Annotated in this window: 12 protein-coding genes; 3 read left to right on the top strand and 9 right to left on the bottom strand. The window is 40.9% G+C overall.

Annotated elements, in window-relative coordinates; genetic code table 11:
• Positions 1-10: 10 nt before the first annotated feature.
• Together NQ505_RS21770 and NQ505_RS21775 are read right to left on the bottom strand one after the other, a co-directional pair.
• Positions 11-1330 carry a TolC family protein gene (locus tag NQ505_RS21770; RefSeq protein ID WP_008999676.1) on the bottom strand — a complete coding sequence of 440 codons (1320 nt, stop codon included), beginning with the start codon at positions 1328-1330 and terminating at the stop codon, positions 11-13.
• A complete protein-coding gene (locus NQ505_RS21775) occupies positions 1311-1751 on the bottom strand; it encodes a MarR family winged helix-turn-helix transcriptional regulator (RefSeq protein ID WP_004300160.1) in 441 nt (146 codons plus the stop codon). Before NQ505_RS21775 ends, NQ505_RS21770 begins: the two co-directional genes overlap by 20 nt.
• A 252-nt stretch (positions 1752-2003) precedes the next feature.
• On the opposite strand from NQ505_RS21775, the gene NQ505_RS21780 reads away from it, so the two are divergent.
• From NQ505_RS21780 to creD, 3 genes are read left to right on the top strand one after another with little or no spacing between them, the layout of a single operon-like run.
• Positions 2004-2603: a hypothetical protein gene (locus tag NQ505_RS21780; protein WP_004303838.1), complete on the top strand. Its 600-nt coding sequence runs from the start codon at positions 2004-2006 to the stop codon at positions 2601-2603.
• Complete coding sequence (locus NQ505_RS21785) at positions 2604-2900, top strand: winged helix-turn-helix domain-containing protein (protein WP_004300162.1); 297 nt, start codon at positions 2604-2606, stop codon at positions 2898-2900.
• Positions 2901-2926: 26 nt separating this feature from the next.
• Positions 2927-4279: a cell envelope integrity protein CreD gene (creD, locus tag NQ505_RS21790; protein WP_008999675.1), complete on the top strand. Its 1353-nt coding sequence runs from the start codon at positions 2927-2929 to the stop codon at positions 4277-4279.
• Positions 4280-4693: 414 nt separating this feature from the next.
• Here creD and NQ505_RS21795 read toward each other — a convergent pair whose 3' ends face one another.
• The 7 genes from NQ505_RS21795 to NQ505_RS21825 form a co-directional block, all read right to left on the bottom strand.
• Complete coding sequence (locus tag NQ505_RS21795) at positions 4694-5215, bottom strand: DinB family protein (protein ID WP_004308071.1); 522 nt, start codon at positions 5213-5215, stop codon at positions 4694-4696.
• A 61-nt stretch (positions 5216-5276) separates the two neighbouring features.
• Positions 5277-5957, bottom strand: a complete 681-nt coding sequence (locus NQ505_RS21800; protein WP_032853663.1) for an RNA polymerase sigma factor — start codon at positions 5955-5957, stop codon at positions 5277-5279.
• A 9-nt stretch (positions 5958-5966) separates the two neighbouring features.
• Positions 5967-6410: a GNAT family N-acetyltransferase gene (locus NQ505_RS21805; RefSeq protein ID WP_008999674.1), complete on the bottom strand. Its 444-nt coding sequence runs from the start codon at positions 6408-6410 to the stop codon at positions 5967-5969.
• Between the two features lie 264 nt (positions 6411-6674).
• Positions 6675-8972, bottom strand: coding sequence for a glycosyl hydrolase family 95 catalytic domain-containing protein (locus NQ505_RS21810; protein WP_008999673.1), 2298 nt, complete (start codon positions 8970-8972; stop codon positions 6675-6677).
• 38 nt (positions 8973-9010) lie between these two features.
• Positions 9011-11608, bottom strand: coding sequence for a glycoside hydrolase family 2 protein (locus tag NQ505_RS21815; protein WP_008999672.1), 2598 nt, complete (start codon positions 11606-11608; stop codon positions 9011-9013).
• A gap of 100 nt (positions 11609-11708) precedes the next feature.
• Positions 11709-12893: a family 16 glycosylhydrolase gene (locus NQ505_RS21820; RefSeq protein ID WP_008999671.1), complete on the bottom strand. Its 1185-nt coding sequence runs from the start codon at positions 12891-12893 to the stop codon at positions 11709-11711.
• Between the two features lie 28 nt (positions 12894-12921).
• Positions 12922-14592, bottom strand: coding sequence for a RagB/SusD family nutrient uptake outer membrane protein (locus tag NQ505_RS21825; protein WP_008999670.1), 1671 nt, complete (start codon positions 14590-14592; stop codon positions 12922-12924).
• Positions 14593-14597 lie beyond the last annotated feature (5 nt).

The raw sequence follows: 14597 nt of genomic DNA on the forward strand, positions 1-14597 counted from the left end.
GTTCTGTTTATTAAAGACGTCCACAAGCCTTCTGAAGTTGATAATAAGTATAAATCACACGAGTGCGTGCAGTGACCAACTGCAATTCCACATTCAAACGGACGGAATTCGCATCAAGTAAATCAGTCAGGATAGCCAGTTGATTCAGATAACGATTCTGCATAATACGGTAATTTTCTTCCGCTTGCCGGACAGACAGTTTTAGAGCCTCTACCCTCTGCAACGCTTCCCTGTGGCGTAAAAATGCCGAACGTACATCCATGCGGATTCCCTGCATTTTCTGTTCTTCTTCATTCTTCCGCAAAGACACCATCAGTTTGCTCTCTTTTACTTTATGATTGTTCTTGTACAGTGAAGATAAAGGATAGGAAACCGATACTCCCACATTCCAGTTATTGTTATACATATCCGCCAATGTACGTGAAACGGGACGTGCCAATGTATTCGATGCATATAGCGACACACTGGGAAGAGATAAGGATTGGGCAGAACGGATTTCATTCCTTGCCAATTCTGTCTGTGCGCGAAGCAGCCTCATCGCCGGATCATTTTCATACGCCTGAACAATATAGTCATCATAGGACTGCAAAGCAACTGCCTGATAGAGAATGGTTGTATCCGGTTGTAATAACAAGTTCTCATCCTGCCCCAACAAGATATTGAGTTGCTGCGATACAAGCGCAATGCTATTTTCCGCTTCCTCCAAAGACAGTCGGTCATTAGTCAGCTGCATTTCGCTCCGCAATACATCATTATTGGTAATCAGCCCCTCTTTTTTCATTCGCCGGATATCGCGTAACCGGAGTTCCGACTCTTCAATATTCCGTGTCAGTATCTCATGCTGCTTAAACAGACTAAACAAGTTCATATACTGATTGAGTAACCGTAACTTTATTTCCGCCTCATCAGTCAACGTTTGTAGTTCGGCAACTTGTTTTTCTATATCCGCTTTATGAATAGCACTTCGGATTTTACCACCCTGATAGAGAGGCTGTGCCAGATCAATCGCATAATTTTGTGACCAGTCCGGTGCTTCCGGATATGAAGGATCGGATAATCCCCGTTCCCAAACAACAGGCTGCCCTACAAATCCCCCTTTCAGTCCGATCTGCAGTTCCGGTAACTGTGCAAACCGTGCGGTCCGTATCCGCTCCTGCGCCATAGATTCTTTCATTACATCCGCCTGAAGTTGCAGACTATGCTGTACCCCCCGTTCAAAAAGCTGATCGATAGTGAGAAACAAAGAATCTGTTTGTGCATTTATGGATTGAGCAGCCAAAAACAGGCTAGATAAAACCGCCCCATACTTCTTATACATTTTCAAGTACATCGCATACACTCTTTAATTCAGACAACATAGTTTCAATGCTCTCTATACCAACAATTTTTTCTGCATATACATAAACCTGATCGAGAATCGGACGAATCTGTTCTTTAAATTCTTCCCCTTCGGGAGTCAGGAACACCAGTTTATTACGACGGTCGGCAAGATCTTCTTTCCGATGAACATACCCTTTCTTTTCCAGATTATTCATCAAATTGGTGAGACATGCCTTATCTTTTGCAATGCGTTCCGCCAATATCTGCTGACTAATTCCCTGCTCATGCCATAAACTACTTAATACCTGAAGCATCTCAAACGTAATACCCGCATTATTTTTTCTCAATGTCCGTTGCATAGACCGGCGGAAAGCCATACGGGTACGAACAATCTGCAACATGAGTTCTCTAAACTCTGCTCCTTCTCTCATTTTCTATACTCTTTTTACCTGTTTCGTTTCGGCGGCAAAGTTAGGTATTTCCTCCGAATTAGTCAAACGTTTGACTAATCTCATTTTCAAACCCTCTTTATATAATTTCTGACTATTCGTTCATTCACCTATTAAACAACTGTATATTAACGCCTTATCATACCATTCAAATATTTATCATTAAAATATTCAGGCAAAAAGTTTGTTCATCTGAAATCTTTTATTTTACTTTGCATTACAAAGTACTTTTATATGGATAAAGATAAAGCATTAGAATCGGTAAATGAGATAAAAGAGTTGATGGAAAAGTCGTCCAAGTTTATCTCTCTAAGTGGTCTCGCTGCAATCATGGCGGGCATTTACGCATTAGCTGGCGCATACATCGCTACACAAGTTATTACCCCGGGCACACATTTAATTGTTGCTCTCGAACTAATGGCTATTATAGCTTCGCTCGTATTGGTAGCAGCTGCGGTCACCGCCTGCATCCTGTCCTATTATAAATCCAAGAAGACAGGACAGAAATTTTTCAGCCGCCTCACCTACCGGGCATTGTGGAACTTTTCTCTTCCGATGCTGACCGGAGGTGTTTTATGCATCTCCATCATGATGCATGAGTATTATGACATCCTGGCTTCCGTCATGCTTTTATTTTACGGACTGGCACTGGTCAACGTATCCAAGTTCACTTACTCCAGTATCGTATGGTTAGGATATGCTTTCATTTGCCTGGGAGTCGTAGATTGTTTTTGGGAAGGTCATTCACTGCTGTTCTGGACCATCGGTTTCGGCGGTTTCCATATTCTTTATGGCATATTGTTCTATTTACACTACGAAAGAAAGAGATCATAAATGATAGAAGCATTCCAATATATTAATAAAGCATTCGAAAGCAAGGTCCGGCTCGGTATCATGGCTATTCTGATGGTAAATGAGGAAGCCGACTTCAATTTTCTGAAAGAGCAGCTCTCTCTGACAGACGGCAATCTTGCCAGCCATACCCGTTCCCTGGAAGAACTGGGATATATCGTATGTAACAAAAGTTTTGTCGGACGAAAGCCACGGACTGTTTTTCAGGCAACCCCGCAAGGCAGAGAAGCTTTCAAATCGCATATTGAAGCCTTAGAGAAATTTCTAAAATCAAAATAAATAATTCATCAAAACACTACTGGCTTATGGACGCTTTCAATGAAAATTCAAATGAGCAACAGGCACAGCAACCTATAGGATGCCTCCACCGTTTCTCCAAAACAATCAAGGTTGTCATCATCGGATTATTAATCCTTCTCCTGATGATACCCATGTTCATGATTGAGAATCTTATTTCCGAACGGGGACGAACCCAGGAAGAAGCTATCGACGAGGTAAGTGAAAAATGGAGTCTTGCACAGACCATCACTGGCCCTTACCTGAATCTCCAGTATCCGGTTGTCACTGAAAACAACGGCGAGAAGAAAGTTTCCATCAAAGACCTGATACTTTTTCCTGACGAGCTTATGGTCAACGGGCAACTGAAGACTGAAATCCTGAAAAGAAGTATCTATGAGGTCAATGTATATCAGTCGGAACTGACATTGAAAGGGTCATTCAGTTCGGAAGAATTGAAAAAGAGTAGAATAGACATGGACCAGTTGCAATTTGACAGGGCAGCTATTTGCTTGAACCTAACCGATATGCGGGGTATCAGCGAACAAATCAGCATCACCTTGGGAGATTCTGTTTATATATTCGAACCGGGTATGGACAACAGAGGAATAGCTAACACCGGAGTTCATGCGATCGCTAATTTGTCGGAATTGAAGCAGAATAAAAAACTCCCTTATGAAATAAAAATCAAACTGAAAGGTTCACAGTCACTCAACTTTATTCCGTTGGGTAAAACAACCCGTGTAGATCTGAAAGCCAACTGGAATACACCGAGCTTTACCGGAAACTATCTGCCTAACAACCGGAATATTACGGAGAAGGAATTTTCCGCGCAATGGCAGGTTTTAAACTTGAATCGGAATTATTCGCAGGTGATGGCTGACTACAACACCTCGAACATCAAAGATATTGAAAACTCCAGTTTCGGTGTGAATTTCAAAATTCCGGTGGAACAGTACCAGCAGTCCATGCGCTCCGCAAAGTATGCCATTCTGATTATCCTACTGACTTTCGGAGTGATCTTCTTCACTGAAATCATGAACAAGACCCGTATTCATGCCTTGCAGTATTTATTGGTAGGACTAGCTCTCTGTCTATTCTACAGCCTGCTCCTCTCTTTCTCAGAGCACGTCGGTTTCAACCCGGCCTATTTGTTATCTTCTGCACTGACTATTATACTGGTAGGCGGCTATATGTTCGGAATTACCAAGAAAAAGAAACCATCATTAATCATGTCCGGCCTATTGGCTATACTCTATATTTATATCTTTGTTCTTATCCAGCTGGAGACTTTCGCATTATTGGCAGGCAGCTTAGGACTGTTTATCATTCTGGCAATAGTGATGTATTTTTCAAAGAAAATAGACTGGTTTAATGAATAATCGGCTTTTCTATTGAAACGCTTGACAAATGGCTTTTTATTTTGTATCTTTGAGAAAACAAAAGCAATAAGAGAAATGAAAAATCTAGGAAAAATAGAGACATAAAGAACCTTTAAACTGATACATTTTAGTATTAGTACAGATATATCATAGGGCAATGATCTAACGATCATTGCCCTATTTTGTTTATATTTTTACTTAACTCATTCTATAGAATCTCTAAAAATGCTCAAAATAGTTTTTAATAAACTCTGATACCGTTTATTATAAACTATCAAAAAGTTTATTATAAACCGAAAGTACGTTTATTAAGAACGTAGTCTGTAATTGTAAAAAATAACAAACGTGTTTCATACAATAGAAGATTACAAATAAGCGAGTTTATTTATACAGTAATATAAATAAACACATTTCTTATTTCATCCAAACAATCGGATAACCTAAGTCTCTTTTGATAGCTTCCATTTCTGCACTGTGCCACATTTCATGTTTAAAGCTCCACGACAATGCTTCATATTTAGTTTCCGCAACAGGATGTTCAAACGGAAGAGGTTGCAAGCACTCTGCCAAAACATCATCATTCAGAGTTTCCAGATTTTCGATACAGATCTGATGAACTATTTCCATTTGTTCTCTCAATTCAGCAACAGAAATCAAGCCCTTTTCTATGGAACGATGTAATGTCCCCATGCCATTAAACATTCTATTATATTTTTGGATAGGCACTAATCGTCCTACCCTTTCGTTCACCCCGGTAATAGCTGTCAGTGTATGGAAATTCTGCGAAACAAGCAGATGTCCCACTTGCCAGATAAAGTTAGAATCTGTTCCTTCAGGAATAACATACCACAAATCTTCCGGCAATTCAGACATCAAACGATTCACAAATGTGCGAGCTTCTACAATCTGCTCCTTTAAAAAGTCAATTTTACTCATAACTATATGTTTTTAAATTATACATATAGTTAGTGGAAAGGTAAATGAGCTTTGTGACAACTTACTGCAAGAATTTCTCCCAATAATTTTTCCTCGGCAGTTCTTTTTCAAACTTCCTGTATAAATCGGCAAGCCTCATCATTCGTTGCACCATTGCATATTCTTTATCCATATCAATAGAATATACCGGTTTGCAAATACGGCATTTACAAGCACCATCGGGATTATACAACGGGCAAGTATCATTCATGAAAGCTGTGATTTTCTGAATGGAACGATTATAGACTTGCCGTACATTACTTTCTTTCCATTCCATGATTTCGCCAATCTGCCGATAAGGCAACCCGATGTTTTCTCTAAAGATAAAAATCAGACGAGCATCATTATTCAGACAATGATTTAAAGCGGTAATACACCAGTCGCACCTTTCTTTAATCCATTCCCGCTTCGCTTCTTCCCCACCGGAATATCCGATTTCCGGCAACGAACGGAAATATTCGATTTCCGACATTTTCACCTGCTTTTCACATGCTGCATATCTGCCAATAGTGCGACGAGCGACAGTATATATCCATGTAGAAATCTCCGAATCACCTTTAAAGCCACTGAAGCTTTTACAAAGTTCATACCACACTTCCTGTGCCGCTTCACGAGCGATTTCTTTATTCTGAATCATCCGGTGAGCAATCGTGGAAATCATATTTCCATATTCTTTCACCAAATAATTGATATCTATTTCCATCATCACACACTACAATGTTTTCTTCAAATATATCATATCCACCAACTGCATATCATCCTCATACATCGGATGATCGTAGTTATCTGTAAAGAAATTCTTTATCCGGTGAGAAATTGCAAAACCGCAATGTTCATAGAAAGATCTGGAAGAAGGCACATCTCCTGTACCCACCAACATTTCAGAACACTTCCCCTGATAATATTCAAATAAAAACTCGATTAAACGTTTTCCATATCCCTGGCGTTGGAAGAAAGGAACAGTAGCTATATTCTTGATTTCATAAATACCTTCCCCCTCACGTGTCACCACACAAAGAGCTTTCAGCCCGTCATCATAAAGAACAAACATGTCACCACGTTCCAAATATCGGTCAATCATACTTTCTTGTTCATCAGCCAAGAGTAATAAATCGAGGAATTCTTTTTTATCTGAAGTTATTAGTTTTATCTCCATATTTTAAAATATTGAACGTTGCAATAATCATGTATCTGTATCATTATATTTATTCAATCAATATAAGAGCTTGTTGCAAAGATATAAATTTTCATTTAATAAAACATCTAAGCAAGTTAGCATATACCAATGTATACATAACAAAAATCTCCACGTTTCATAAATTATTAATTCCTTTCAGAGGGAAAAGCTGTTTACTGAAACGTGGAGACATTACACTAAAATATATACTTCAAGATACTAATAAAGCTGATAAACAACCATTCAATATATTTTTGAAACTGAAATATTATAAATTTCCCCTTTCTTAGTTGGAAATTCAATCAACCCTCCTTTAATTAGAGAAATCGGAATCCTTTTCCCACTACTATTTTCTACTCTTGCAATTAGTCCTTTAGGAGAATATATTCTGCACTTAAGTCCCGAACCTGACAGGACAGAACATTGTGTAAGCCACCCTGCATTCCATTTCATTGTAAAAGTAAAATCTCCTTCTGTACGCAAGCCGGCCACACTTCCATCACTCCATGCCAAAGGCAATGCAGGCAGTAAATGAATAAATCCTTGATTACTTTGTAAAAGCATCTCTGCGATGCCGGCAGTAGCACCAAAGTTACCATCAATCTGGAAAGGTGGATGAGAATCAAATAAGTTTTCATACACTCCACCTTTAGAGTTATCCATGCTAATGACTGTCAAGGTAGAAAGACTAAGCGCGGACTTCAACAAACGATAAGCATGATCACCATCGAAAAGGCGTGCCCAACAAGCTATTTTCCATGCACGGCTCCAGCCTGTACCCATATCCCCACGGGATTGAAGGGTCACTTTTGCAGCGTCAGCCAATAAAGTATCCCGATGATAAGAAATTTGATTTCCGGGATACAAGGCTATCAGTTGTGAAAGATGACGGTGGTCATTCCCCTGAAAATCCAGTTTCCCCTTATCTTCTTTCCATTCTTTTATCTGCCCCCAAGAACCAACGGAGACCCCATTATCTAACTTCCGGAATTTGTCTGCCAATTCCGAAACAAACACATTATCTATCTGTATATCAACCTTTTTCAATGCTTCTACCGCATGTAATGTTTCATTAAAAAGTTGCCAGACAAGCTGTTGAGCATAAGCTACCCCATCTTCCCAAGGTCCTTGTTCGGGCGACCATTCATCGGGAGCAACCAATTTCCCGTCTTTATTTTCTTTCAACCTGTCAAACCAATACTTACAAGTACTTTGCATAACCGGGAAAGCAATATTGCGCAAATACTCCAAATCATTATTATAAGCATAATGTTGCCACAGATGTGTACAGTACCACGCATTAGCAGGACGATTGATATTCCAGTCAGAATAACCGAATATATTATTCTGTGTTTTTATCGTCCAACCTCTAAGTCCTTCCCCCTGTGCAATCCGCCGCCAGCTTCCATTGGGCTTGCCTACAGCTTCTACTGCAATATACTGCAAAAAAGGCAAATGACACTCCGGCAAATTAGTAATTTCAGCCGGCCAATAATTCATTTGAATATTAATATTACTATGAATATCACATTCCCAAGGTGGTGTATTATCAGCATTCCAGATCCCTTGTAAGTTATTCGGCAAGTTCATGCCTCGGGAAGAACCGAGCATCAAATACCGCCCGTATTGGAAATAAAGCATATCCAAATAACGGCTTTCTTTATGATTACGTACCAATTCATCTGTAGGATATTCCGGCATATCCGCTTGTAAATCCAACTTCACTCTGCTAAAAAGAGACTGATAATCCTTCAAATGGATATTCTTCAAAGCAGCATAGTTTTTCCGTGAAGCATTGGAAAGGCGGGTATATAGTTCCTTATGTAAATCCTCCGAAGATGTACCTAAATAATCTGTAGCTGAAATATTAAAGTTAGTACCGGCAACCAATAATATAGTCACCGCATCCGCATCACAGACCGTTAGCCGGTTATCCACGACAGATAGCTGTCCTTTCTCATTCAGGACTTTTACTTGAGCGTCGTAAGATAACAAATCCAGTTGTCCCTGTATCCCAAGAATATTCTTATTAACTGATAGCTGACCGAAATGAGAATCTTCCAAACGGACGGAAAGATTCAAACGTCCTTTCATCCCCGGTGTAGTAATACGCATCACAATCACCCTGTCCGGATAACTGGCAAAATACTCTCTGCGATACTTTACACCATTCATTTCATAACTTACCGAACCGATCGCATTATCCAAACATAACTCCCGACAATAATCAACTGCCTCCCCGTTATGTTCCGCAAAATCAATATATAAGTTCCCGAAACTCTGATAAGCCCCACGCTTCGTCTCACTTCCCGTCCAAAGGGTTTTCTCATTAAATTGGAGACGTTCGCACGCTATCCCGCCAAAAAACAGACCACCCAATTCACCATTTCCAATGGGCAAAGCAGAAGTCATCCAGTTTTGTGCCGGACGAGTATACCACAACTTCATAAGAGGCTGTTCCGCATTAAGCCAGAAAGCTGAAACAAAAGTCAGCAAAAGAGAAAACACACCTTTTAACATAAATATCTTATATTGCTTCATATATACATATTATTGCATCAAACAGAACTCTGAAAATATTACTCACGTACCACACCACTGACTTCTACTTCAGCAATAGCAGCGGGAGACTTATCGACAAAACTGATACGAATAAACCTCCCTGTAACAGGCGCCTCCTGAACACTAAATGTGATATCGGTTCTTTGCTCTACAACCCTACCGTTACGTCTATCCAGCACTGTCTTCCATTCTTTGTTATCATCCGAAACCTCTATCATATAGTGGTAAATAGCAGCTTTGGGGAAATGTACGCTGATAGTACGTAATGTCAGTCCCTTTTCTGTATCCAACATCCACCATGGCGAATAATCCTCACCAGTAGCTTCCCAGAAAGTATCCATATTCCCGTCGGCAGCAAAACCTGCACTTTGTTTCCCCCGCAAACTACTTGCGAATGTCGGATTGTTTCGTCCGAAAGTCTGTACAACCGTTTCATGATTTTCAGGTGCAAAACGTATATAAGGACGTTCTTTCACTGTTGGTGTCACTCCGGATTCATAAGCGTATTTACCTGCAAAATTTATCTCTATGCGTACCGACTGCAATCCGGGAGAAGTTGCCTCTATCACTGATTTTCCAGCATAATAGGAACGAAAAGCAATGGCCGCCTGTCCATCTATCATACGAATATCACTATCTTTCTCAAACAAAATAGAACTCCCTGTTGGAAATTCTCCCGGTCCGGAAATTAGTTTCAAATATACCGAAGGAGAATTATTCAACAGTTTTCCAGCCTCATCAAGGACGGAAACCGTTAACAAAACATCATCCGTACCGTCAGTAAGAACATTTTCCGTTTTTGTAGCTTCCAATTTCAGTCGCGCAGGTATGCCCTCCACAGGCCACACAGGAGGAGCCACTTGGGTATATTCATTACGATACCAGTACCATGAGCGCTTAGGAATACGGAAGTAATCCACAATCCCCATTTTACCCAAAGCACTTCCGGCAATGCTACCATGATCGAAACCGCACCAAATAGCCTGACCACTTCTCCATGAACGTCCCTTCCAACCATCATCTTTTTTCAAATCCCCCCACCCCGGTCCGTATTCTCCCGGACGGTCGGCAGTGGTGCTGCCATATTCGGACACAACATTAGGAATCCCCGGATTCTGAAAATCGGTCTGTGTCGCTCCGTCACCATTATATCCGGCAATGTCACCTATTTTATCAATACGTTCTTCCCCTAGCGGACGTTGTGCGCCTCCTACAGCCGCAGGTCGTGTAGGGTCTAACTGGTGTGTCAGGTCTACCATACGCTTTAATAATCTGCGTACTCCCGGCATTGTTTCCGGTGCAGAGAAAAAAGCCTCGTTACACATACTCCATACTATGATAGAAGGATGATTACGATGAATGCGTATCATCTCACGTAACTGCTGCAAGGCACTTTCCTCAAAACCCGCCTCATCTGATTTAGTCACAGGATATGCGCTCGAATTCCAATACCCGTCAGGTTTATAGCCTCCTATCCCCCAGAACGGAGCTTCCGCCCAGAAAAGCATTCCCAACTCGTCACAAGCTCTCGAAAACGCTGGTGCGTGCGGATAATGTGAACCTCGAATCAAATCAAATCCCGCCTCTTTCATCACGCTGACATCACGATACATAGCAGCTTCCGTCACGGCATCTCCCCAGCCTGCCTGATCCTGATGCACATTAACTCCGCGGAAATAGAGATGCTTACCATTCAAAAAGAAACCTCGATCAGCCGTCCACTCAAACCAACGAAAGCCAAAAGTCGTCTCCTCCTCATCTATCAATTGTTCCCCCTTATAAAGTTTACTGGCTATCTTATATAAAACAGGGGTAGACAGATTCCATAGTTGCGGTTTATCCAATGCTTCCGTAGTCTGTGATATTTGCCTGCTACTACGACCTGCAATGGTTTCCTTAGTTTCCACAGAAGTTACAATTTGACCATCAGGAGCAAGTACTTGTGTCAACAACCGGTAAGTACCCTCTTTTTCCTCACTGTTACACACCTCTGTCTTGATATTCACTGAAGATGATTTTCCCTGATTTTTAGCCAGGTCCGGCGTTGTTACAAAAGTACCATACCAATCAATATGCACCGGAGATTTCAAAACCAGCCGGACATTCCTATAAATCCCACCGCTGAAAACATGTTCGCCTGCACGAGGAGCCACATTAGGTTTCCAATAATTATTAACCCGTATCGCAAGTATATTATCACCAGCCTTTACCAAAGAAGAAATATCAATTGAAAAACCTGTATATCCTCCTACATGCTTGCCGGCCAGCTTTCCGTTAACAAAAACTTCCGCTTCCTGAAATACACCATCAAATTCAAGGAATATTTTCCGGGAAAGTTCGTTCGCTGTCAACTTCAACGATTTACGATACCAGCCATATCCCACATAAAAATCTTTCGACATAAAATATGGTATGCTGAAAGAATGGGGAAGTCCGACCTGCTCCCACCCCTCATCATTAAAAACTTGCCGTTCCGCTCCCTGATGGTCTCCCCGGGTATATTTCCACTCTCGATTCAGATTAATGATTGTTCGTGGCGAAAGGAAATTCTGTGCATAAAGCAAACTACTCAAAAACAGAGAAAAGAAAAAAAGAATCTTTTTAGTTATCTTCATCGAATCTTATTCTAGTTTAAACAATATGTTACCTTAAAAAAAGAGGGGGCAATCTTAATGACCGAAAATGCCCCCGCAAAAAATAATCTATAAAAAACAGTTACCTGAAAACAGACAAAGGTGTACATCTATCCGAGTAATTTCCGGCGGCGTCCAATGCTCTTACATAGTATTTTACCTTATCATCGGAAGATACACCGTCGATAACAAACTCACAATCAGTTGTTGAACCAACAAAACGACCTCCTTCCTTATAGATATCGTATCGATAAATTCCTTGATTATCAGTAGAAGGTTGCCATTGTAATGTACAGGTTGTGGCTGTTTGTTTCAAAACCTTAAGTCCTTCCACCATAGAAGGCTTCACTAAATCCGGCTTCTTCTGATATACCCTGAAATAGTCCACCTCAAATGCATAATCATCGACAAGCCCTGCACCATGATTCTTAATAGCAAGATTGAGCATCATAAATTGCGGATTGTGAAAAGCGATAGAACCGTCACCATTTCTGAATTCATCAATATTAATCCAATTTCTTAATTCATCATCGACATATAACGCTATCGACTCTTCATCCCAATCCATCCTGTAAACATGATATTTATTCATCCAATCTTTGTCTTTCTTCTGATAATAAGTGACAGGAGTGAAAACAGATTTCCAGTTCTGCGCCCATGCATCATGTGGATTATCCGAGCTTACACAAAAATTAGTGGTAAGCACAGGTTCCTTTCCATTCCCCAAATCAGCCAGATAATATTCCATCATATCAATCTCACCATTACTAGGCCAATTCTTATTGTACCCGCAAGTCCAGACAGCTGGAAACGCCCCGTCTGCCGGATGAATTCTGGCACGTACTTCGATACGTCCAAAAAGGAAATGACGTTTATCCTTTCCCAGAATGCTGGCAGACGTATATTCCGAATATTCCGTATTCTTCCGGTAATCACCGGAAGAAGCATCATAAAACTTATTCTTGACCCGTTCTTTTTTCCCGGTTATCAACAAACGCCCGTCTTTGACTACCGCATTTTCCCTGCGATAGTACTGTAACTCATTGCCGCGAATAAATCCTTCTTCAGCCTGCCACAAGTCAGGGTTTACTACCCCGTCAACATTGAATTCATCTCCCCAGGCATATTCATAACCGGCAATTTGCCGTATCGGATTCGGGTCAGGCTGATAGGGATTAACAGGCGGATTATCTCCATACGCAGAAAATGTACTGTTGAAGGCTCCACCAATCATCCCTAACGCTATTACCAATTTATATATTTTCATTTTATCCATATTTATAAAATCCAATCAATCATTCCCAACCCGGATTTTGAATCAGATTACGATTCTTATACATCTCCGATTGAGGTATAGGATAGAAATACATCTTATCCTCCCATATTCTGTCAGAAGTAGAAGTATAATCAAACAGATTACTGTTACCGTCTTTTGTCACTGTCACCCTTTTGATAGTCACACTTTCCGGCCCTATTTTCCAACGACGAATATCCCAAAAGCGATGATCCTCAAACGCCAGTTCTGCCATTCTTTCTTTGCGCAAAGCCCTTCTGAACAGTATTTTAGAAGACACATCTTCCGCCTTCAACAAAGCGATACCTAAGCCGCTACGGCCTCTTACTTTATTAATAGCTTCAAGAGCAGTCATATTCAAACCTTCCCCCGGTGCCATTCCTTCCGGACCATACGCCTCATTCATCGCTTCAGCATAAATGAGTAGAATTTCCGCATAACGGAATAAAGGAATCGAATGTCTTGCAGTAGTAGTACTGTTTGCCGTCAGACTGATACTCGTATTGACAAACTTACTCAAATAATAGCCGGTACGTGTAGCACCTTGTTGTGGTAAGCCATTAGCTCCTCCAATCGAAAGATCCACCTTTTTCCCATAAGCAGTATTACCTCCCTGATACAAGACCGTATATCCGAGACGAGGGTCACGATTTGCATAAGGATTCTCCTCTACCGGAGATTTTCCATCCTGCAAATCAAAAGCATCCACCAGATTTTGGGTCGGACAGTTACCTCCCTTGCCACCTTCCACCCCCACCGGAAAGTTGGTGCGTTCGAAATCATTGTTATCCCCTATACGTTTTGCCAGAATCATTTCCGCCTTCTTAAAGTTATCCGCCCCCAGCAATTCCCCAAAGGAAACCAACGATAATTTCCAACTGCCCGCATTATCAATCAGCACCTTGGCAGCCTTTGCAGCCTTTACCCATTTTTCAGGATTCGTTTCGGCTTCTGAATTATTCAGAGGGCTTGCCGCATATAACAAAGCTCTTGCTTTCAGAGCTAAAGCAAACTGTTTTGTCAAGCGCCCGGTTTCATTATCATAGTTTCCGTCATACAATGCCGGGAGTTTTCCTTCTGCCGCCACTTCATCACATTCTGCTACAATAAAATTGATAATTGTCTGATAGTACACAGGCTCCTGCCGATTTGCCTCCTCTTCTGTAAGAAGCTCTTTTATCAGAGGAATCTTATTATAACGCTTCACCAATTCAAAATAGAAATAAGCGCGGAGAGCTTTCACTTCCCATTCCAAATTCTTGTACTTACGCATTATCTTTTCGTAATTCTTATCGTATTGAAACTGTTCCCAAGTCTTACCTGTACCATTTTGCAAATAATCATTACACAGCCGAATTGCTTTATAATATGATTCCCATTTATCATCTACGGTATTCATAGCACTCCAGCTACCATCATAGAAACGTCGGATTGTTGACGAAGGCCATACATACTCTGCTTCATCACATCCTGCCGAACGCAAAGCACCATCCACATCAGATGTTCCACCAGGCAGATAAGCATAAATGCCCGTTACAAAATCTTCATTTGACCAAGTGATATTAAATACCGAATTCTGGTCGTAATCTGAATTTTCATTATAATCGAGGAAATCATTGCATGAAGAAAACAACACCATCAATGCTCCTGCTATCCATATATGTTTTTTCATATTCA

It is taken from the genome of Bacteroides sp. D2, assembly GCF_025147085.1.
GTDB lineage: Bacteria > Bacteroidota > Bacteroidia > Bacteroidales > Bacteroidaceae > Bacteroides.